The following is a 20,647-nucleotide window of genomic DNA, read 5'->3' as shown; positions in this document are numbered from 1 at the left end:
GTGCGGGCCGAGCGCCCCACCGCCGGTACTTCACAGCGGCCCGCCCCGGGCGGGCCGACACATCCTGTCGCAGGCCCGACGGCCTCACCACAGGCCAACAGGGGGGAGAAACCCATGACGAGCTCCACGCTGGAACGGGACCACCGGGAGGGGCACGAGGCGGAGGGCGTCCTCGCCCGGGCCCGCACGCTGGTCGACCCGGTCCTGCGGGCCGCCGTCGACTCGCTGCCGGGCGCGATGCGCAAGGTCGCCGGCTACCACTTCGGCTGGTGGGAGGCGGACGGCTCGCCCTCGGCCGCCCCCTCCGGCAAGGCGATCCGGCCGGCCCTGGTGCTCGCCGCGGCCCAGGCGCTCGGCGGCACCCCGGCCAGGGCCACCGCGGCGGCCGCCGCCGTCGAGCTGGTGCACAACTTCACCCTGCTCCACGACGACGTCATCGACCGCGACGTGACGCGCCGCCACCGCCCCACCGCCTGGAGGGTGTTCGGCACCACCGAGGCCATCCTGGCCGGGGACGCCATGCACTCGCTGGCGCTCCGGCTGCTCGCCGAGGACCCGGACCCGGCTGCCCGGGAGTCCGCCCGGCGGCTCACCGACTGCGTGGTCGAGCTCTGCGAGGGGCAGCAGATCGACTGCGCCTTCGAGCAGCGCAGCGACGTCTCCCTCACCGAGTGCCTGGCGATGGCGGAGGCGAAGACCGGGGCCCTGCTCGGCGCCGCCTGCGCGATGGGGGCCCTGTACGGGGGCGGTTCGACGGAGGCCGCGCAGGCGATGGACGGCTTCGGCCGGGAGATCGGCCTGGCCTTCCAGCTGATCGACGACCTGATCGGAATCTGGGGCGACCCCGCGGTGACGGGCAAGCCGGTGGGCGCGGACCTGGTCGCCAGGAAGAAGTCGCTGCCGGTGGTCGCGGCGCTCGGTTCCGGCACCCCCGAGGGTGCCCGGCTGGGCGAACTGTACGCGCTGGAACGCCCGCTCAGCCCGGAGGAGTTGGCGCAGTGCGCGGCTGCCGTCGAGGGCGCCGGCGGGCGCGGCTGGGCGCAGGGCGAGTCCTGCGAGCGGATGGCCGCGGCGATGGCCCAGCTGGCCACCGCCGTTCCGGAACCGTCCGCGGCGGACGAACTGCTGGCGCTCGCCGAACTGGTCACCCGCCGCAAGCACTGACCCGGGGCGGCAGGGGTGGGCGCCGGCCCGGCCCGGTCGCCCACCCCTGCGGCGTGCCCGTCCAGGCCCCGCGCCCTGCGTGCACCGGCAGCGTCGGGTCGGCCACTGAGGCCCTTCCAGGCCCCGGCGCCGTCCACGTCGCCGGGCCCGGCCGCTGAGGCCGATCCCGGCGTCCCGTCCCGGAGCCGGCGCGGGGCTCAGCCGAAGGCGGCCAGCAGCCGCTGCTCCTTGGCCGGTTCGATGCCCTGCCGCACCGCGGCCTCCTTGCGGCCCTTCCGCCCCTCGGCGTCGGTGTCCTCGGCCGGGCCGCGGCTGCGCAGCCACTCCCAGGTGTCCCGCGCGGTCTCGGCGAAGGGCCGGCAGCGCAGCCCGGCCGCCCGGGCCCGGCCGGTGTCGGCGAGCCAGACGCCCGTCAGCTCGGGCACGTCGGGTGCCCAGAGCGGGAGTTCGCTCCACGGCTCGACCTGGTCCGGCCCCTCGGCGAGCAGCGCCGCGTCGTCGACCCAGACCAGCTCGGTGTCCGCGGCGCCGGCCACCTCCCGGCAGGTCTCCAGCCACTGGCCGAAGGTGAGCAGTCCGGGCGGGGCCGTGGTGACGTAGCGACCGGTGGTTCCCACGGTGAGCAGGTCGAGCCCGAAGGCGGCGAAGTCCCGGACGTCGATCACCTGCATGGTGCGCCGGCGGTCGCCGGGGGCCAGCACCCGCCCGCCGCGGGCCATCCGTTCCAGCCACCAGGGCAGCCGTCCGCCGTTCTCGTGCGGGCCGATGAGCAGCCCGCTGTTGAGGATCAGCGAGCGTTCGGCGCCGAAGCCGTCGAGGACCGCCCGTTCGCAGCCCGCCTTGAGCGGGTTGCCGGGCGGCTGGCCGGGAGGGGTGTCGGCGGGGCAGGGGTGCAGGGGCGAGTCCTCGGTGACGGTTCCGGCGGGCCAGTCGGCGAAGGCGTGCACGGAGGAGACGAAGGTGTAGTGGTCGGCCCGGCCGCGCAGCAGTGCGGCGGAGGCCGCCGCCTGGGCGGGCTGCTGCGCGGAGGTGTCGACGACTGCGTCCCAGCTGCGGCCCTCGACGAGCCGGGCGAGGTCGTCGGCGCGGTCGCGGTCGCCCCGGACGGTCTCGACACCGGGCAGGTCGGCGGTGGTGCGGCCGCGGTTGAAGGTGGTCACCTCGTGGCCGCGGGCGAGGGCGTCGGATGCGTAGGCCCGTCCGAGGAAGGACGAGCCGCCGAGCAGGAGGATCTTCATGCGGGCAAGTCTGTCCGCGGCCGGCCGTCGGTGACCCTCGCTTAGCGCTGGGCAGAGCGGGCCGCCGGGCCCGCCCCACCCCGCCCCATCGGCCCCGCGCCGCACCGCCCCCCACCGGTCGGCCGACGTGCCGCCCCGCCCGGCCCCGCATAGCATCCGCTATGTACTCGTATGTCCAGAATTCCGGCCCGCCCCGGCGTCGCCGGCCTTCCGTGCACTGGGGAGAGCGACGCGCATGGCCAACCCGGCACTCGTGGACCCGGCCACCATCCGTGCGACGGTCGCCGAGGCCTGGATCCGCGCCTACCCGATGCTGCGGAACTACCGCACCCTGTACGCGCAGGCCCTGGACGACGCGGACCCGCGCCACGTCGGCGGCTTCGGCGTCTTCCGCCACCACCGGCGGCCGTCCACCCCGGCCGACACCGACGTCGTCACCCCGAACAACGACACCCCGTACTCCTGGGCCTGGCTGGACCTGCGCGCCGAGCCGTGGGTGGTGTCGGTCCCGGCGACGGACCGCTACTACGTCCTCCCGCTGCACGAACTCGACACCGTCTACGCCGGGTTCATCGGCAGCCGGACCACCGGCCCGGAGGCCGGCGACCACCTGGTGGCCGGCCCCGGCTGGCAGGGCGAGCCGCCCCCCGGCGTCCGCGGGGTGATCCGCACCGCGACCCGGCTGGTCGGGATCGTCGGCCGGACCCAGCTGGCCGGCGGGACACCGGCGGAGCTCGCCGAGCTGTCGGCCGTCCAGCAGGGCTACCGGCTGCGCCCGCTGCACGCCTACGCGGGCACCCCGGCGCCCGCCCCCGCGCCGGAGCCGGTCTGGCCGGTGTGGCGCGAGGAGGTGCTCGGCACCGTCGAGTTCCTGACCTTCCTCGACTTCCTGCTCGGCTTCTTCCCGCTGCACGGCGAGGTCGCGCTGCCGCCCGCCGAGACCGACCTGCGCGGGCGCCTCACCGACCTGGGCGTCGACGGCCGCGGCGAGTTCGAACCCGCCGCACTGCCCCTCGCGGTGCGCGCCGAGATCGAGCGCGGCATCGCCGGCGGCCGCGCCCGGCTGGCCCGCGCCACCGGTGAACCCGGCACCTCGGCCGGGTTGTTCGGCACCCGTGGGGAGGTCGGCGCGGACTTCCTCGGCCAGGCGGTGGGCGCCGGGCTCGGCCTCTACGGGCTGCCTGCCGAGGAGGCCTGGTACGGCGGCTGGCCGGTCGACAGCGCCGGCAACCGGCCGCCGAACGCGAGCGACCGCGACTACGTGATCCGCTTCGGCCCGGACGACCTGCCACCGGCCCGGTTCTTCTGGTCGGTCACCATGTACGGGCTCCCGGACCGCCTGTTGGTCGACAACACCCTGGACCGCTACTCGATCGGCGACCGCACCCCGGGCCTGGTCCGCGACCCGGACGGCGGACTCACCCTCCACGTCCGGCACAAGCGCCCCGCCGACGCCGGGCACTCCGCCAACTGGCTGCCCGCCCCGGACGGCCCGTTCTCGGTGGTCGCCCGGCTCTACGGGCCGGACCGCTCCGTGCTCGACGGCCGCTGGCGGCTCCCGCCGCTCGACCCGCGGTGACCGCCCCGCCGCCGAGGTGACCGCCCACGGCGAGCGCCGACACCCGACAGGCACCCCACAGGCACCCGACAGGCATCCCACAGGCACCCGACCGGCATCCCCGCACCGACCTGACGAAGGACACCCGATGACCCAGCCCGAGCTGGAGGCCCTGGCCGCCGACGCCTACGTCTACGGCTACCCGCTCGTCGCCGGCCTCACCATGGTCGAGCGCTTCACCAAGGGCGGCCTGGGCACCCTGCCGGTGGCGGAGTTCAACCACTTCAGCCACGCCACCCGGCTGGCCGGGCCCAGGGACCACTTCGTCTCGGTCAACAACGACACCGTCTACTCGGTCGCCCAGCTCGACCTCTCCGAGGGCCCGCAGGTGCTGCGCGTCCCGGACACCGCGGGCGCCTACTACGTGCTGCAGTTCGTCGGGGCCTGGACGGACAACGTCGCCTACCTCGGGAGCCGTGCCACCGGCACCGAGGAACAGACCTGGCTGGTCGTCCCGCCGGGCTGGCACGGCACACCGCCCGACCCGACCCGGGTGATCGAGGTGCCGACCACGGTGGCGACCATCGTCGGCCGCTTCGCCTGCACCGGCCCGCGCGACCTCCCCCGGGTCAAGGCCCTCCAGGCCGCCCTCACCCTGGAGCCGTTGGAGCCCGGCGGGCTGGTCGCCGGGCTGCCCGAGCCGGACCCGGACGTCCCCGAGCGGCTGGCCTTCTTCGAACGGCTCAGGGTCTGGATGCAGGCCTTCCTGCCGGCCGGGCCGGACGTCGAGTACCAGCGGCGCTTCGCCCCGCTCGGCCTCCTGGACCCGGGTGCCTCGCCGTACCGCGCGGCCGCCGCGGACTGGACGCTCGCGCTGGGCAGGGGCCTGGCCGCCGGCCGGGAGCGGGTCGAGGACGCCACCCGCCCGCCCGAGGACCACCCGCTCGGCGAGTGGCGTTCGGCGCTCCACCTGTTCGACTACAACATCGACCACCTGGGGCCCGGGACCCGCGACGAACCCGACTGGCGCATCCCCGACCGCCGCGCCGGCTACCTCAGCCGGGCCGCCGCCGCCCGGGCCGGCCTCTGGGGCAACCACGCCTACGAGGCGTCCTACGCGATGACCTACGACGACTCCGACGGCCGCCCGCTCAGCGGCGAGCACCGCTACACGCTGCACTTCGACCAGCCGCCGCCGGCCGAGGCCTTCTGGTCCGTCACGATGTACGGGCTGCCGGACTACTACCTGGTGGAGAACCCGATCGGGCGCTACTCGATCGGCGACCGCACCCCGGGCCTGGTCTACGGCGAGGACGGCTCGCTCACCCTGACGCTCCAGCACGAGGAACCCGAGGACGGGCCGACGGCGGCCAACTGGCTGCCCACGCCGCCCGGCGAGTTCCGTCCGATCATCCGGCTCTACCAGCCGAAGCAGGCCGTGCTGGACGGCAGCTACCGGGTGCCGCCGATCCGGCGGAGCTGACCGCTCGGGCCGTACCGCTCCGCCCGTCCCCCCCCCCGCCGTCCGGGTGCCTCAGCGCGCGGCCGGGGACGCGCCGCCCGCCGGGGCGGCCGTGGGAGAGCCCGACGGCTGCGAGGACGGCTGCGAGGAGGGCTGCGAGGACGGGTGCGCGGACGGCGAGGAGCTCGGTGAGGAGCTCGGCGAGGAGGAGGGCGAGGACGACGGCGGCGCGGAGGAGGGCGAACCCGACGGGGACGGGGACGCCGTCGCCGATCCGGACGGTCGCGGGGTCCCGCTCGGAGTGCCACCGGGCGTTGAGCCGGTCGAACCGCTCGAGCCCGTCGAGCCGGTCGGTGTGGGACCGGGTGTCGTCCCCGGAGCCGCCGTGGCGGTCGGGCCCGGGTCGGCGGGGGAGGAGGCCGAACCGCCCCGGTTGTGCGGGCCGCCCTCCAGGGTGACGACCGCCTGCGAGGGCGGCAGCGCGATCCGGGCGGTCCAGTGCGTCGTGGGGGCGAGGTCCTCGTCCACCGTGACGATCACGGTGATCCGCTGGCCCGGGGCCAGCGTCCCGGAGTCACGGCTGAGCCGGAGCCAGCCGGCGTCCGGCGCGGCACGCCAACGGATCTCGGTGGCACCGGAGTTGGTGAGTGTGAGGACGGTCCGGTTGCCGTACTCGCCGGCCTCGACGGTGAGCAGCCCGGTCGCGGCCGGTGCGGCCTGGCCCGGCCAGGGAGCGGTGACCCGCTCGACCGCGGGGGCGGGGGCGGCGACCAGGGTGGGGCTGCCGATCGGGGTCGCGCCGCTGGCCGGTACCGGTACGGCCGGTCCCTGGAGGGCGAGCCGCGGAATCCCGGGGAACAACGTTTCTGCAGTGCCGGAACCGGACGTGACCGCCCCGGCACCCGCCAACTCCATCCCGGGGACCGCGGACGACTCCGGGCCGGCCGGATCACCCGCCGACGGCCGCGCGTCCGGTGGCAGCTGCCCGCCCGCCCGGCCGGCCTCCTCCACCCGCACCGTGGAGACCGAGGCCGCCGACCCCGACTCGCCGACGCCGCGGTGCCCCGCCCAGAGCGCGACCACCGGCGCGGCCAGGACGGCGGCCAGCACCCCGGTGGTCACCACCCGCCGGCGGACCGCCAGCGCGCGGCCCGTGTCCGGCGCCCGGTGCCGGGGGAAGCCGCCCTGGTCGAACCGCAGTCCCGGATCCACCGCCGGGGCCCCGGCCGCCCGCCGGGCCCGCCGGGCGGCCCCGGACGCCGTCGGCAGGTAGCCCGCCGCGCCGTCCTCGCCCGCCTCGTGCGTGCCCGTCCCGCCCTCCGCGGCCCCGCCGTCCGCCGCCCCGCCCTCCACCGGTGCGGCCGCGGGCGCGGTCAGCAGCGCCAGCCCGGACAGCCCGGCCGAGCCCTCCGCCGCCTCGTCGCCCACCCGTTCCGCCGTCCCCCGGCAGGTCGGGCAGTCGACCACGTGCTGCACCAGCTCCCGGCGCAGCGCCGGACCGAGCACCCAGTCCCGCCAGGACTCCGCCCCGGCCCCGCCGAGCCGGTCGAGCTCCGGGCAGCTGCCCACCCCGAGCACCAGCAGCGCGGCCCTGGTCCGGGCCACCTCGGCCTCGGCGGCGGCGAGCAGGGCGCGGGTCCGTTCGAACGGCAGCCCCAGGACGGCCGCCGCCTCGTGCGGGGTCAGCCGGTGCCGGACGGACAGCTCCAGCGCCTCGCGCTGCTCGGGATCGGTGCCGGCCGCCTCCGGCCAGGCGAGCGAGGCCAGCTCGCGCCGCCGCCGGGCCGCCTCGGCCTCGGCCGGCTCCGCTCCGGGCTCCCGGCCGGCGCCGTCCGCCAGACGCCGCAGGCAGCAGTACCTGGCCAGTGCGAACAGCCAGGCCCGGACCAGCCCGGGCTCGGCGAGCCGGGCGCCGTGCCGCCGGGCCAGCTCGCGGACCTCGTGCAGGGCGGCGGCGGCCGCGTCGTGCTCGCACAGCACCGAGAGGCAGTAGGTGAACAGGCCGTCCACCTGCCGGTCGTACGCCGCGAGCACGGCGGCCGGCGGTGCTTCAGTACGCGTTGTCACCCGTCCGACGGTAGAGACGGCGGGCGGTGGGCCCCGGCCGTTCGCCGCGTATGTACTTCTTTCGGGTAACAACATCGTCCATCTGTGTGGACGCCGCCCGGCCCCGGCCCGTGCATCCGCCCGCCCCGGCCCGTGTACCCCGCCCCGCCCCGGGCCGTGCACCCCGCCGGGCGGAGCGCCCGCGAGGGGCCCGCGCCCCGCGCTCGTCCGGCGGTGTCAGACCCAGGCGCTACGGTGGCCGCATGGCTGCCCGTACCAAGACCACCGCCAAGCCGCGCCCGGCGTACCGCTGCACCGAGTGCGGCAACCAGCTGCCCAAGTGGGTCGGCCGCTGCCCGGAGTGCAACGCCTGGGGCACGGTCGAGGAGTACGGCGCGGTGCCGATCCGGACGACCGCCGCCGGCCCGGTCAGCGCGCCCGCCCGCCCGATCGCCCAGGTCGACGGCCAGGTCGCGACGGCGCGTTCGACGGGCGTTCCGGAGCTGGACAGGGTGCTCGGCGGCGGGCTGGTCCCGGGCGCGGTGGTCCTGTTGGCGGGCGAGCCCGGCGTCGGCAAGTCCACCCTGCTGCTGGACGTCGCGGCCAAGGCGGCCTCCGACCAGCACCGCACCCTCTACGTCACGGGCGAGGAGTCGGCCGGCCAGGTGCGGCTGCGGGCGGACCGCATCAACGCCCTCTCCGACCACCTCTACCTCGCCGCCGAGTCCGACCTCGGCGCCGTGCTCGGGCACGTCGAGGCGGTCAACCCCGGCCTGCTGATCCTGGACTCGGTGCAGACCATCGCCTCCGCCGAGCTGGACGGCGCCCCCGGCGGCCCGGCCCAGGTCCGCGAGGTGGCGGGCGCGCTGATCCGGGCGTCCAAGGAGCGCGGCATGGCCACGCTGCTGGTCGGCCACGTCACCAAGGACGGCCAGATCGCGGGCCCACGCCTGCTGGAGCACCTGGTGGACGTCGTGCTCAGCTTCGAGGGGGACCGCCACGCCCGGCTGCGGCTCATCCGCGGGGTCAAGAACCGCTACGGCGCGACGGACGAGGTCGGCTGCTTCGAGCTGCACGACGAGGGCATCGCCGGTCTGGCGGATCCGTCCGGCCTCTTCCTGACCAGGCGTGACAAGCCCGTCCCGGGCACCTGCCTCACCGTCACGCTGGAGGGCAAGCGGCCGCTGGTCGCGGAGGTGCAGGCGCTGATGGTGGATTCGCAGATCCCGTCGCCGCGGCGCACCACCTCTGGCCTGGAGTCGCCGCGGATCGCGATGATCCTGGCGGTGGTCGAGCGGCACGGCGGGGTGAAGCTCGGCAAGCAGGACATCTACACCGCGACGGTGGGCGGGGTGAAGCTGAGCGAGCCGTCCGCCGACCTCGCGGTCGCGCTCGCGGTGGCCAGCTCCTCCTCCGACACCCCGCTGCCCAGCAACCTGGTGGCGATCGGCGAGGTCGGCCTGGCGGGCGAGGTGCGGCGGGTGACGGGTGTGCAGCGGCGGCTCGCCGAGGCGCACCGGCTGGGCTTCACGCACGCCCTCGTGCCGCCGGACCCGGGCAAGGTGCCGCCGGGCATGAAGGTGGTGGAGGTGGCCGACATCGGCGAGGCGCTGCGGGCGATCCCGGGCCGCCGCCGGGCCGCCGCCAAGCCCCGTGGTGAGGCACCGTCGGCGCCGCCGGCCCCCCGTTCGGCCCGGGTCGTCGCCGATCCGGAGGAGCTGATGGACGGCTGGGAGCCGCTCGACTCCGACGAACTGCGCTGACCCAAGCCCTGTCGATGCCGCACGCAGTTAGACTTTCCCCAGTCTCATTGGCCAGTAGGCAGTACCGAGCGGTACTGAGCGACAGAGCAACAGACCGCGGACCGGCGCACGGCGCGAGGCGCGCGGCACGGGGTCGACCGGAGGAGTCACGTGGCAGCCAGCGACCGGGGGGCGGACAAGGCCTCCCGTGAGGAGGCCCTGCTGCGGGCCTCCCTCACCGCCATCGCGCCCGGCACGGGGCTGCGCGACGGCCTGGAGCGGGTGCTCCGGGCCAACACCGGCGGCCTGATCGTGCTCGGTTTCGACAAGACGGTCGAGTCGATCTGCACCGGCGGTTTCGTCCTGGACGTGGAGTTCACCGCCACCCGCCTGCGCGAGCTGTGCAAGCTCGACGGCGCGGTGGTGCTGGACAAGGACATCACCAAGATCGTCCGGGCCGGCGTGCACCTGATGCCGGACTCCACCATCCCCACCGACGAGACCGGCACCCGCCACCGCACCGCCGAGCGCGTCAACCGGCAGACCGGCTTCCCGGTGGTGGCGGTCTCGCACTCGATGCGGCTGATCGCGATGTACGTGAACGGCACCCGCCGGGTGCTGGAGGACTCGACCACCGTCCTGTCCCGCGCGAACCAGGCGCTGGCCACCCTGGAGCGCTACAAGCTGCGCCTGGACGAGGTCGCCGGCACGCTCTCCGCGCTGGAGATCGAGGACCTGGTGACGGTCCGGGACGTCACCGCCGTCGCCCAGCGGCTGGAGATGGTCCGGCTGATCGCCACCGAGATCGCCGGCTACGTGCTGGAGCTCGGCATCGACGGCCGTCTGCTCTCGCTCCAGCTGGACGAGCTGATCGCGGGCGTGGAGCCGGAGCGGGAGCTGGTCGCCCGGGACTACTTCCCGGAGCGCGCCGCCAAGAAGGGCCGCACGGTCAACGAGGTGCTGGCCGATCTGGAGGCGCTCACCCACGCCGAACTGCTGGACCTCCAGACGGTCGCCAAGGCGCTCGGCTACTCGGGCTCCCCGGAGTCGCTGGACTCCGCGGTCTCGCCGCGCGGCTACCGGCTGCTGGCGAAGATCCCGCGTCTGCCCAACACGGTGATAGAGCGCCTGGTCGAGCACTTCGGCGGTCTGCAGAAGCTGCTCGCCGCCAGCATCGACGACCTGCAGACGGTCGAGGGCGTCGGCGAGACCCGGGCCCGCTCGGTCCGGGAGGGCCTGTCCCGCCTTGCCGAATCGTCCATCCTGGAACGCTACGTCTGACCGGGGGCGCCCGTCTCGCGGCGCCTCCGCCCGGGCCCCCGGAGAGCAGGTCTCCCGGGGGCCTTCGCACGTCCCGCCGCGGCCCGCTGCGTCCTGCCGCGCCGCGGCCCGTCCCGCCGCGGCGCGGGTCGGACGGGCGAGCCCCCGACGCCGCCGCCGATCGCCGAAGCCCCCACCACCGGAACCGGTCCGGCGGTGGGGGCTTCGCGTGGAGCCGAGGGTGCCTCAGCTCTCCAGGCGGATCGAGGAGCGCGCCGAGACCTGCCCGCCGGAGAGGCCGGTGAGGTCGGCGACCACCAGGTAGGTGCCGGCGGCCGGGGCCGTCGCGTCCGCGGTGGCGCACTGCGGCTTGCTGCGGCTGCGGTCCCAGGTGAAGGTCTCGGTCATGCCGTTGTTGGCCGGGATCTGCACCCAGGCGCTGCCGCGGTCGCTCGGGCAGTCGCCGGAGGACCAGATCCGGTCGCCGTTGCTGGCGGTCACGGTGATCGCGGAGGCGGTCCGGCCCAGGTCCACCCGGCAGTTGGTGCCGGAGGCGTTCTTCACGGTGAGCGAGAGCCGGGGCTTGTCCTTGGGCTGGTACGAGTTCTGGGCGCCGGTCAGCTCCAGGGTGACCTGGGAGGAGACGCAGACCGGCAGGGCCATCACCTCGGCCGTGTTCACCGCCGGGGCGCCGCCCGAGCCGCCCGACCCGCCCGCGGCACCCGAGCCGCCGGTGCCGCCCGAGGCACCCGGACCACCCGTCCCGCCGGAGGCACCGCCCGCGGCCGCGCCACCGCCCGATCCGCCCGTGGCGGGGGCCGGGTTGGGGGCTCCGCCGGTGCCGCCGGTGCTGAGGCTGACCTCGCCGCCGCCGGAGCCGGCCACCGGGCCGCCGCTCTGGCTGCCGCCACCGCCGCTGCCGCCGCCGGGGCGGGCCGCCGGGCCGCTGGGCGAGGCTCCGGGCGTGATGGCCTGGGCGGGGGTCTGGGACTGGGACGGAACGGCCTGGGCGGCCTTGCTCTGTGATCCGCCGTCACCGCCCTGATCGGTCATCAGCCAGGCGATCAGGGCGACGACCGCCGCGACGGCGGCGAGCATGACGAGGCGCCGGCGCCAGTAGATCGAGGCCGGCAGAGGTCCCACGGGTTGACGCAGAGAGGGCACGCCCAAACTCTACGAGACTGTGTGTGGCGATTGACTCACCAACACTGCACAGTCGCCCCTTCCTTCACATGATCCGCCATTTGCGCCGTTCGAGGGAGCCCCGAAGCGGTGATTTCCCCGCGGTTCACCGAATTGTCCGGAGCCTCGAACTCCGCTTCGGCCGGGGCCGCCGGGCATGGGAGGATCGAAGGGCCATGGCTGCCATCACCCCCGTTCCCGTTGCTCCGACCGGCTCCGCACCGGAGGCCGTCCGGTTGCCGATGCCCCTGCCGCTCTTCCACGCGACCGTCCTCGACTGGTACGAGGCCGGAAAGCGCGACCTGCCCTGGCGGACGCCCGACGCGACGCCCTGGGCGGTCATGGTGAGCGAGTTCATGCTCCAGCAGACCCCCGTGAAGCGCGTACTGCCCGCCTGGGAGGCCTGGCTGACCCGCTGGCCCACCCCGGCGGCCCTCGCGGCCGACGCGCCGGGCGAGGCGGTCCGGATGTGGGGCCGGCTCGGCTACCCGCGCCGCGCGCTGCGGCTGCACGCGGCCGCGGTGGCGATCACCGAGGAGCACGGCGGCGAGGTGCCGGACGACCACGCGACGCTGCTCTCGCTCCCCGGTGTGGGGGAGTACACCGCCGCTGCGGTCGCCTCCTTCGCCTTCCGTCAGCGGCACGTGGTGCTGGACACCAACGTCCGCCGGGTGTTCGCCCGCGCCGTCACCGGCGTCGAGTACCCGGCCCAGGCCACCACGGCCGCCGAGCGCCGTACGGCGACCGCGCTGCTGCCCGACGACGCCGAGACGGCGGCCACCTGGGCGGTCGGCGTGATGGAGCTGGGCGCGCTGGTCTGCACCGCGCGCGGCCCGGAGTGCGGGGACTGCCCGCTGTTCGCCCACTGCGCCTGGCAGCGGGCCGGGCGCCCGCCGTACGAGGGCCCGGCCCGGCGCGGCCAGACCTACGAGGGGACGGACCGGCAGGTGCGCGGCAAGCTGCTCGCGGTGCTGCGGGAGGCGCACGGCGAGGTGTCGCAGGCGCGGTTGGACGAGGTCTGGCCCGACGCGGTGCAGCGGGCCCGGGCGCTGGACGGACTGGTCGCGGACGGCCTGGTCGAGCCGGTCGAGCAGGGCGTCTACCGGCTGCCCCAGTAGCCGGCGCCTCCGCGCTACGGCCCGGCCCGCCCGTTCGCGCTCCCGGTGTCTGAAGGCGCCTGCGGGACACCCCGGGGACACCTGGTGCCCCCGGGCCCGCGGGGACGCAAGGACGCACGAAGGCGCCCCCGGAGCACGGCTCCGGGGGCGCCTTCGGCACGTCGGGCGGATCAGATGGCCGCCGCCTCCAGCGAGGCCTCGGCCGCCTTGTCCTCCTTGCCGGTGCCGACGCCGCGCAGCGGCACCTCGCGCAGGAACACCGCGGCGGCGATGGCGATCACGGCCGCCGCCGCGCCCCACAGGAAGACGGTGTGCAGGCCGTTGGACACCGCGTGGTGGTAGGCGTCCTGGATGGTGTCGGGGAGCTTGCGCAGGGCGGCCGGGCTCATCTGGCCCGGGTCCTTCACCCCGCCGCCGCCCGCGGTGGCCTGCTCGCCGAGCCGCTCCTTCATGGTCTCGGTGACCCGGTTGTTGAACAGCGCGCCGAAGAGCGCGACGCCGAAGGAGCCGCCGATGGTGCGGAACAGGGTGGCGGTGGAGCTGGCCACGCCCATGTCCTTGAGCTCGACGCTGTTCTGCGCGACGAGCATGGTGATCTGCATCAGGAAGCCCATGCCGGCGCCGAGCACGACCATCCAGCAGGCGGAGGTGAAGCTGCTGGTCCCGGTGCCCATGGTGGAGAGCAGCACCATGCCGCCGGTCATCACGACGGTGCCGATGATCGGGTAGATCCGGTACTTGCCGGTCTTGGTGACGGCCTGGCCGACCACCAGCGAGACGACCAGCATGCCGAACATCATCGGCATCAGCAGCAGCCCGGAGTTGGTGGCCGAGGCGCCCTGGACGATCTGCTGGTAGAGCGGCAGGAAGACGGTCGAGCCGAACATCACGAAGCCGACGATGAAGCCGATGATCGAGACCAGGGTGAAGTTGAGGTTCTTGAACAGGCTCAGCGGCAGCATCGGCTCCTGCACCCGCTGCTCGACGTAGCAGAAGGCGATCAGCGAGGCGGCGGAGAGCGCGGCCAGACCGAGGATCTGCTTGGAGCCCCAGGCGTACTGCTGGCCGCCCCAGGTGGTGATCAGGGTGAGCGAGACGATGCCGGTGGTGAGCAGCAGGGCGCCCAGGTAGTCGATCCGGGCCGTGTTGCGGACCTTCGGGAGCTTCAGGGTGACGACGACCACGGCGAGCGCGACCACGCCGAGCGGCAGGTTGATGTAGAAGGTCCAGTGCCAGCTGAGGTGGTCGGTGATGAAGCCGCCGATCAGCGGGCCGCCGATGGTGGCGAGGGCCATCACCGCGGCGAACATGCCCTGGTACTTGCCGCGGTCGCGCGGCGGGACCAGCGCGCCCATGATCGACATGACGCCGACCATCAGACCGCCGGCGCCCAGGCCCTGGAGGGCGCGGAAGCCGATCAGCTCGTTCATGTTCTGCGAGAGGCCGGACAGCGCCGAGCCCACCAGGAAGATCACGATCGAGGTGAGGAAGGTGCCCTTGCGGCCGTAGAGGTCGCCGAGCTTGCCCCAGATCGGGGTGGAGGCGGCGGTGGCCAGGGTGTAGGAGGTGACGACCCAGGACAGGTGCTCGGCGCCGCCGAGGTCACCGACGATCGTCGGCATCGCGGTGCCGACGATCAGGTTGTCGAGCATGGCCAGCAGCATGGTGACGACCAGGCCGACCATCACGAGGCGGATCTCGCGGGGCGACCGCGGCTGTTCCTCCTCGGCCGTCTGCTCCTCCGGTGCCGGCCCGGCGGTCTTGGACTGTGACATGAGGTGGTGTCTCCCGGGGGTGTCGCGGACGAGCGGAGGCCGTGCGTGCCTGCTGGCTGACTACTTACTTGTCGCCCGGCTAGTTTGGTGTACCGTCGGCACGGTAAGTTGTGTACTAGCCGGCCGTCAAGCCAGTTTCCCGAGCGGCCGTCCGGGCAGGGAGAATGGCCCGGGGCGGACGCCACCGGGGTCCGCAGCAGTCACCGACGCAGTCATGAGGCAGGCCATGGGCACTCCGCACAGCCCCCGCAGCGACACCCGGGCTCGCATCATCGAGGTGTCGTTGGAGCTCTTCTCCGAGCAGGGCTACGAGCAGACCTCACTGCGCGAGATCGCCGACCGCCTCGGCGTCACCAAGGCCGCGCTCTACTACCACTTCAAGACCAAGGACGACATCGTCCTCGGCATCGTCGAGCGGATGGCCGCGCCGATCGACGAGACCATCGCGTGGGGCCGCGAGCAGTCCTGGAGCCCGGAGATGCGGGACGAGCTGATCCGCCGCTTCGCGGACGGGATGGCCGAGCGGGCGCCGCTGCTGCGCTTCTTCCACGAGAACCAGCCCGCGCTGCGCGAGTCCCCGGCCGGGCTGGCGTTCCGGGACCGCATGATCACCATGATCCAGCTGGTGCACGGGCCGGACGCCGACTTCCAGGACCGGCTGCGCGCCGCGATGTCCCTGTTCACCGTCCACTCGTCGCTGTTCCTGCTCAAGCAGGACGACTCCGAGTGCGGCCGGACCGACAACGTCTGGGGCGAGACCTCACAGGTCGCGGCCACCCTGGAGGACGCGATCGCGGCGGCCCGGGTGGTCGCCCTGGAGATCGGCGGCCGGATCAGCCACCCCGCCCCCGCGCGCCCCTGACCGTCCGCCCCGTCCGCCCCCGGGCGGACAGGGCGCGGACCCGGGGTCAGAAGTCGGTGACGCCGTGCCCCGCGAGGTACGCGATCGGGTTGACCACCGCGCCGTAGTGGTTGCTGGTGCGGATCTCGAAGTGCAGGTGGGGCCCGGTCGAGTTGCCGGTGCTCCCGGAGCGCCCGATCCGCTCGCCGGCCGACACCCTGTCGCCCGCCGAGACGGCGAGCGAGGACATGTGCGCGTACTGCGCGTAGCGCCCGTCCGCCAGCCGCAGCACGACCTCCTTGCCGTACGCGCCGTCCCAACCGGCCGACACCACGGTCGCGTTGCCGACCGCCAGCAGCGGGGTGCCCGGGGCGACCGCGAAGTCCACCCCGGTGTGGTACCCGGCGGCGTACTCGGCGTTGGCCTTCCCGTACGGGTTGCTGGTCCGTGCACCGGGGGCGGGCGCCGACCACTCGGGCGCGGGTGCCGGGGCGGGTGCGGGTGCCGGGGCCGGGGCGGGCTCGGCGGCGGGTGCCGGGGCGGGGGCCGGGTCCGCGGGCGCTGCGGCGGCGGCCGGCGGCTCGGTCGGCAGCAGGTTGGCGGCCACCGCGACGGAATCCTGCGCCGAGTCCCCGCCGCCGGGGAGCCGGTAGGAGCTCGGCCCCGACACCTGGACGATCCCGGGGCTGGGCACCGCGGCCTGCGGTGCCGTGAAGGCCGAGCTGCCCGGGGTGGTGGGCCGGACGGTGTGCGCCGAGGCGCTGCCGGGGGCGGCCACCAGCAGCCCGCCGGCGAGCAGGGCGGCGACCACGCCCGCCGAGGCCACCGCGTGGTCCCGGTCGGCGCGCTGACGGCTGCCCGGCAGGGTGGCGTGACGGGGCGTGGCGAGCGCGCGCAGCGGTGCGGCGGCGTGGGTGCGGACGGCGTGGCCGAGCCGGGGCTGCCAGGCCGCGGCCTGGGCGGCGGCGCGGGCGGCGAGCCGGCGCAGCGCGGGCCCCACGGGCGGGACAGAGGACATCGGTTGCCGTACCTCACGGTCGTACGAGGGCAGCACGGAAGGACCCGTTCGGGGTGTGCTGCGCGGGGACCACTCAGGTGTAACCGTCACCGGGCGCAGCCCCAAACGGTGTGACGTACTACGGCGGGTAGTCGGCGTCGCGCCCGGGATCCGGTCCGGCGGAGCGACGATCACGGGGTCGGATCGACCACCACCGGTCCGCGGCGGCCGCCGGGCCCGCCGGGCCGCCTACTACCGCCGCTCGTACCCCCTCCGGCCCCTGTGACCAGTCCCACGCCGCAGCGGGGTTTGTGCCGGCCCCGGGGCCTTTCGCGGTCCGCGCCGCTGACCTGACGGGCCCGCTGCGGGACCATCGACGCATGTATGGCAACAGGAGCGAAGACCCCGACGGCAGTGACCGCCCGAGCCTCCCGGACCGCCGCTTCGCCGCCCTGCGGGGCTGCGAGCGGATCCTGTCCGGCGCCCGGCCGCAGAGCATGCGCGAACGCCTCGCCGCCCTCGCGGCCGCGGACGGCGGCCTGGACCACCGGCCGGACCAGTACGGCGACGGCGTGGTCCGCACCCTGGAGCGCCGGGTCGCCGACCTGCTGGGCACCGAGGACGCGGCCTTCTTCCCCACCGGCACGATGGCCCAGCAGGTCGCCCTGCGGATCCACGCCGAGGCCGCCGGGCTGCGCACCGTCGCGACGCACCCGCTGGCCCACACCGACCGGGCCGAGCGGCAGGCGCTCGGGGTGCTGACCGGACTGCGCAGCGTCTGGCCGACCATCGCGCCGCGCCAGCCCACCGCCGCCGAGCTGCGCGCCTTCGACGAGCCGTACGCCGCGCTCAGCCTCGAGCTGCCGTTGCGCGAGGCCGGGTTCGTGCTGCCCGACTGGGCGGAGCTGACGGCGCTGGCGGAGGTGGTCCGGGCGGAGCACGGCGCGGCGCTGCACGTGGACGGCGCCCGGATCTGGGAGTCGGTGCGGCACCTGGGCCACTCGTTGCCGGAGATCGCCGGGCTGGCCGACTCGGTCTACGTCTCCTTCTACAAGACGCTCGGCGGGGTCAGCGGCGCCGCGCTGGCCGGCGCCGCGGGCTTCGTCCGCACCGCCCGGGCCTGGCGGCACCGGTACGGCGGCCAGGTCTACCAGCAGTGGCCGGCGGTGCTGGCCGCGCTGGCCGGGCTGGACGACGAACTCCCGCGGCTGGACCGGTACGTGGCCCACGCCCGGACGGTCGCCGCGGCGCTGGCCGCCGCCTTCGCCGCGGTCCCGGGCGCCCGGGTGCACCCGGCCCCGCCGCACACCCACCAGTTCCAGCTCTGGTTGCCGTACCGCGCCGAGGAGTTGGAGGAGGCCACGCTGGGGCTGGCCGAGGACACCGGGACCGGGCTGTTCGGCGGCTGGCGCGAGCGCGACCTGCCGGGGCTGTCGATGACGGAGGTCACGGTGGCCGCGGCCGCGCTCGACTGGACGGCCGCCGAGGTCGCCGGGGCGGCCGCCGCCTTCCTCGACCGGCTGCCGGCCGGCGGCAAGGTCGGGTAGCGGCGGGGCCCGGTGCAAGGACGACCGGCCCGCCCCCGCGCAGTGCGGGGACGGGCCGGCCGAGGTGTGTTCAGATGCGCCTGGTCACAGGCTGATCGCTACTGCTCGATCGATCAGTTGTCGACCGGACGGACCCGGATCCAGGTCTCCAGGTAGTTCGAGGACTCGTTCTCGACCTCGATGCTGGTGCCCGTCTTCGGGACGTCCACGCCGCTGTACGGGTTGTCCTTGGACCACCAGGACTTCAGGTCCGAGAACTCGTCGACGCCCTTGGACTTCGGGATCGTGGTCTCGACGCCGGCCTTGTGCAGGGTCAGCGCCGGAACCTTGCGGGAACCGAAGGTGGAGTCGAAGCCCTGCATGCGCGGACGCATCAGGGTGCCGTCCGACCACTTCATGGTGGCCGGGTGCGAGTCGACCGGCAGGACCAGGCCGTGGCCCGGGTGGGCGCTCACGTTGTTGTCGGTCTGCGACTCGTCCCAGTACCAGATCAGCAGGCCGGGCTGGTACGCGTAGTGCTCGACCCAGCTCGGCTTGTCGGCGAAGCCGAAGTTGTACGGGCCGGTCTTCAGGGTCTGGTCGAACGAGACGTACTGCTTGTTCTCGGCGATGTAGTACTGCGCGTAGTCCTTGGTGTACGAGCCGCCGAAGCGGGTGAAGCCGGCGGACGTCCAGCCGTTGTCACCCTTCTCGACGTCGTCACTGAAGACGGTGGCGCCGTCCGCGGTCACCGAGATGTCGTCCACCGCGAAGCCGCGGTAGTGCAGGCCGCCGTCGGTGGTGTTGTGGTAGCGGAACTGGACCTTCTGGCCGGCGTAGGCGTCCAGGTTGAAGGACAGGTCGCCCCACGTGGCGGCGAGGCCGTTGACGGCCGGGCGGCCGTTCTCCTTCGGCAGCGCGGCGCCGTTCCAGGTGCCGTCCACGACGGTCCAGGTCTTGCCACCGTCGGTGGAGACCTCGCCGAACGCGTAGTCGAAGTCCGGCTCCAGCTCGTACCAGGCCTTGGCGTTGATGCTGGCCTTGGTCTTGCCGGTCAGGTCGACCTCGCGGGTCAGCGTGACGTTCAGGTTGTCGGCGCTGCCGCTCCACCACTCCGACGTGCCGGCGAACGGCTTGTTGATGTCGGTGGTGATGCTCTTCTTCGGCAGGTCGACGACCAGGGCCTGCGGGAGGGCGCTGTTGTACTCGACCGGACCGATGTGGTGGGTCGACTCCTTGCCCGCGGTGGCCTTGTCGTACTTCAGCCAGCCGAGCTGCAGCTTGCTCCAGGCGTCGAGGTCGTTCGGCATGTCGCCGATCGCGTCCTTGCCCTCGCCCAGCCAGGAACCGGAGGACATCAGCGACCAGAAGCCGACCGAGTTGTCGATGCCCTTGCCGGCGGTGTCGTACAGGTCCGGCAGACCGAGGTCGTGGCCGTACTCGTGGGCGAAGACGCCGAGGCCGCCGTTCTCGGGCTGCATCGTGTAGTCGCCGATCCAGAGACCGGAGCTGCCGACCTGGACGCCACCGAGCTTGTTGCCCTCGGGGCCGGCCTGGCCGGTCAGGTTGCCGTAGACGTACGAGCGGTGCGCCCACAGGGCCTTGCTGCCCTGCTTGCCGCCACCGGCCGACTTGTCCTCGCCGGCGTGCACGATCTGGAAGTGGTCGATGTACCCGTCGGGCTGGTTGAAGTTCCCGTCGTGGTGCGACCCGTAGCGGTCCCACTGGTCGTACTGGGCCAGCGTCGCCTTGATCTGGGCGTCGGTCTGACCCTTGGCCAGCTGGTCCTTGTACCAGATGTCCACGGCGTCGCGGATCAGGTCCTGCGCGCTGGCGCAGACGTTGGAGCCGCAGTAGTCGGACCCGTAGCGGGCCTCGTTCCACGGAACGCGCACCCAGTCCGAGACCACGCCGTCGACCGAGTAGCGGCCCGAGGACTGCTTCTCGTAGAAGGTCTTCAGCGAGGGCTTGTCCTTGCTGAAGTACAGGTCCTGGTAGTGCTGCTGGTTGTAGTCGGCCTGCCAGGCGGTCGAGTTGTTGGTGGCGCGGTCCGGCTGCGCGATCTCGTTGTGCTTCGGGCCGGGCTCACCCCCGTACTTGACCTTGCCGTCCGCCGTCTTGGTGGTGTTGTCCACCTGGTCGCCGAAGTCGACCAGGATGGTGAAGATCTTGTCCGTGCGCTCGCGGGCGAGCTCCACGTACTTGTCCTTGCCCAGCTTCACGCTGGTGCTGCCGTTGTGCTCCTCGACCTTCGCGGTGCCGGCGAGCAGCTGCTCGGTGGCGGCCTTCTGCTCGGCCTCCACCTTCCCGGTCAGCGGGCCGGGAAAGTTGTGCTCAGTGCTCTGGACGGCCTCGGCCGGGTCCTTCGGCACGGGGGCCGAACCGGCGGCGACGGCGGTGCCCGGGAACATGCCCGCGCCAAGCGTGACTATGACCGCCGCGGCCGTGGCCACCGCAGCGGTTCTCCTGGTGTGCTTCAACGTTGTGACGTCCTCCCCGACCGGGGCCAGCTCTTGGCCAAAGCCCGGCAAACCAAAATGAAAGACAGGTGGACGTCATTTGATACAAGCGTGGACGGAAAAGATAGACCTTGACCCTGACATGGTCACGGCGCTATGCTCCGCGACTTCCCATCAGCTGACCATATGTCAACCGTATGCTCGTTAAAGCTTACTGAGAAATGGGACGCATCCGTACCATCCCGCCCCGAAGCCGCAGATTCCGGTCAGCCGGAACCC

The 20,647-nt window shown here is 74.1% G+C and carries 14 protein-coding genes; 8 read left to right on the top strand and 6 right to left on the bottom strand.

Going from position 1 to position 20,647, the window contains the following annotated elements; translation table 11 throughout:
• Positions 1 to 114: 114 nt before the first annotated feature.
• Entirely contained in the window at positions 115 to 1,164 is a 1,050-nt protein-coding gene (locus AB0N04_RS14320; protein ID WP_360212702.1) for a family 2 encapsulin nanocompartment cargo protein polyprenyl transferase, read from the top strand.
• A gap of 197 nt (positions 1,165 to 1,361) precedes the next feature.
• On the opposite strand, the gene AB0N04_RS14315 is transcribed toward AB0N04_RS14320, so the two are convergent.
• Positions 1,362 to 2,402, bottom strand: coding sequence for an NAD-dependent epimerase/dehydratase family protein (locus AB0N04_RS14315; protein WP_360212704.1), 1,041 nt, complete (start codon positions 2,400 to 2,402; stop codon positions 1,362 to 1,364).
• A gap of 235 nt (positions 2,403 to 2,637) precedes the next feature.
• On the opposite strand from AB0N04_RS14315, the gene AB0N04_RS14310 reads away from it, so the two are divergent.
• Positions 2,638 to 3,981 (top strand): DUF1254 domain-containing protein, encoded by a 1,344-nt coding sequence (locus tag AB0N04_RS14310; RefSeq protein WP_360212706.1) that lies wholly within the window; start codon positions 2,638 to 2,640, stop codon positions 3,979 to 3,981.
• A 127-nt stretch (positions 3,982 to 4,108) separates the two neighbouring features.
• A complete protein-coding gene (locus AB0N04_RS14305; protein WP_360212708.1) occupies positions 4,109 to 5,443 on the top strand; it encodes a DUF1254 domain-containing protein in 1,335 nt (444 codons plus the stop codon).
• 51 nt (positions 5,444 to 5,494) lie between these two features.
• Here the strand turns inward: AB0N04_RS14305 and AB0N04_RS14300 are convergent, their stop codons facing one another.
• Positions 5,495 to 7,489, bottom strand: coding sequence for a sigma-70 family RNA polymerase sigma factor (locus AB0N04_RS14300; protein WP_360212710.1), 1,995 nt, complete (start codon positions 7,487 to 7,489; stop codon positions 5,495 to 5,497).
• Positions 7,490 to 7,731: 242 nt separating this feature from the next.
• Here AB0N04_RS14300 and radA point away from each other — a divergent pair, with 242 nt between their 5' ends.
• Together radA and disA are read left to right on the top strand one after the other, a co-directional pair.
• Positions 7,732 to 9,231, top strand: a complete 1,500-nt coding sequence (gene radA / locus AB0N04_RS14295; protein ID WP_360212712.1) for a DNA repair protein RadA — start codon at positions 7,732 to 7,734, stop codon at positions 9,229 to 9,231.
• A gap of 201 nt (positions 9,232 to 9,432) precedes the next feature.
• On the top strand, positions 9,433 to 10,491 hold the full coding sequence (gene disA / locus AB0N04_RS14290) for a DNA integrity scanning diadenylate cyclase DisA (RefSeq protein ID WP_360212808.1): 1,059 nt from the start codon (positions 9,433 to 9,435) through the stop codon (positions 10,489 to 10,491).
• A 225-nt stretch (positions 10,492 to 10,716) separates the two neighbouring features.
• Here the strand turns inward: disA and AB0N04_RS14285 are convergent, their stop codons facing one another.
• A complete protein-coding gene (locus tag AB0N04_RS14285) occupies positions 10,717 to 11,613 on the bottom strand; it encodes a hypothetical protein (RefSeq protein WP_360212714.1) in 897 nt (298 codons plus the stop codon).
• 281 nt (positions 11,614 to 11,894) lie between these two features.
• Here AB0N04_RS14285 and AB0N04_RS14280 point away from each other — a divergent pair, with 281 nt between their 5' ends.
• Positions 11,895 to 12,770, top strand: a complete 876-nt coding sequence (locus AB0N04_RS14280; RefSeq protein ID WP_360212809.1) for an A/G-specific adenine glycosylase — start codon at positions 11,895 to 11,897, stop codon at positions 12,768 to 12,770.
• 170 nt (positions 12,771 to 12,940) lie between these two features.
• On the opposite strand, the gene AB0N04_RS14275 is transcribed toward AB0N04_RS14280, so the two are convergent.
• Positions 12,941 to 14,545 carry an MDR family MFS transporter gene (locus AB0N04_RS14275; protein WP_360212716.1) on the bottom strand — a complete coding sequence of 535 codons (1,605 nt, stop codon included), beginning with the start codon at positions 14,543 to 14,545 and terminating at the stop codon, positions 12,941 to 12,943.
• Positions 14,546 to 14,771: 226 nt separating this feature from the next.
• Here AB0N04_RS14275 and AB0N04_RS14270 point away from each other — a divergent pair, with 226 nt between their 5' ends.
• Positions 14,772 to 15,407 carry a helix-turn-helix domain-containing protein gene (locus AB0N04_RS14270; protein WP_360212718.1) on the top strand — a complete coding sequence of 212 codons (636 nt, stop codon included), beginning with the start codon at positions 14,772 to 14,774 and terminating at the stop codon, positions 15,405 to 15,407.
• A 46-nt stretch (positions 15,408 to 15,453) separates the two neighbouring features.
• On the opposite strand, the gene AB0N04_RS14265 is transcribed toward AB0N04_RS14270, so the two are convergent.
• Entirely contained in the window at positions 15,454 to 16,404 is a 951-nt protein-coding gene (locus AB0N04_RS14265) for a M23 family metallopeptidase (RefSeq protein WP_360212720.1), read from the bottom strand.
• Between the two features lie 359 nt (positions 16,405 to 16,763).
• Between AB0N04_RS14265 and AB0N04_RS14260 the strand changes: the two genes are divergently transcribed.
• Positions 16,764 to 17,930, top strand: coding sequence for a beta-eliminating lyase-related protein (locus AB0N04_RS14260; protein ID WP_360212722.1), 1,167 nt, complete (start codon positions 16,764 to 16,766; stop codon positions 17,928 to 17,930).
• A gap of 113 nt (positions 17,931 to 18,043) precedes the next feature.
• On the opposite strand, the gene AB0N04_RS14255 is transcribed toward AB0N04_RS14260, so the two are convergent.
• Positions 18,044 to 20,320, bottom strand: coding sequence for an immune inhibitor A domain-containing protein (locus AB0N04_RS14255; protein WP_360212724.1), 2,277 nt, complete (start codon positions 20,318 to 20,320; stop codon positions 18,044 to 18,046).
• Between the last annotated feature and the right edge of the window lie 327 nt (positions 20,321 to 20,647).

Origin of the sequence: Kitasatospora sp. NPDC051702 (assembly GCF_040681575.1) — a bacterium.
Lineage (GTDB): Bacteria > Actinomycetota > Actinomycetes > Streptomycetales > Streptomycetaceae > Kitasatospora.
The sequence above is the reverse complement of the archived record's forward strand: the minus strand, read 5'-3'. Positions and strand labels throughout refer to the sequence as shown.

What these genes read in the sequence shown, in the direction of transcription:
- AB0N04_RS14320 (WP_360212702.1), top strand. Translation starts at nt 115, where the DNA reads ATGACGAGCTCCACGCTGGAACGGGACCACCGGGAGGGGCACGAGGCG.
- AB0N04_RS14315 (WP_360212704.1), bottom strand. Translation starts at nt 2,402, where the DNA reads ATGAAGATCCTCCTGCTCGGCGGCTCGTCCTTCCTCGGACGGGCCTAC.
- AB0N04_RS14310 (WP_360212706.1), top strand. Translation starts at nt 2,638, where the DNA reads ATGGCCAACCCGGCACTCGTGGACCCGGCCACCATCCGTGCGACGGTC.
- AB0N04_RS14305 (WP_360212708.1), top strand. Translation starts at nt 4,109, where the DNA reads ATGACCCAGCCCGAGCTGGAGGCCCTGGCCGCCGACGCCTACGTCTAC.
- radA (WP_360212712.1), top strand. Translation starts at nt 7,732, where the DNA reads ATGGCTGCCCGTACCAAGACCACCGCCAAGCCGCGCCCGGCGTACCGC.
- AB0N04_RS14280 (WP_360212809.1), top strand. Translation starts at nt 11,895, where the DNA reads ATGCCCCTGCCGCTCTTCCACGCGACCGTCCTCGACTGGTACGAGGCC.
- AB0N04_RS14275 (WP_360212716.1), bottom strand. Translation starts at nt 14,545, where the DNA reads ATGTCACAGTCCAAGACCGCCGGGCCGGCACCGGAGGAGCAGACGGCC.
- AB0N04_RS14270 (WP_360212718.1), top strand. Translation starts at nt 14,772, where the DNA reads ATGGGCACTCCGCACAGCCCCCGCAGCGACACCCGGGCTCGCATCATC.
- AB0N04_RS14265 (WP_360212720.1), bottom strand. Translation starts at nt 16,404, where the DNA reads ATGTCCTCTGTCCCGCCCGTGGGGCCCGCGCTGCGCCGGCTCGCCGCC.
- AB0N04_RS14260 (WP_360212722.1), top strand. Translation starts at nt 16,764, where the DNA reads ATGTATGGCAACAGGAGCGAAGACCCCGACGGCAGTGACCGCCCGAGC.
- AB0N04_RS14255 (WP_360212724.1), bottom strand. Translation starts at nt 20,320, where the DNA reads ATGTTCCCGGGCACCGCCGTCGCCGCCGGTTCGGCCCCCGTGCCGAAG.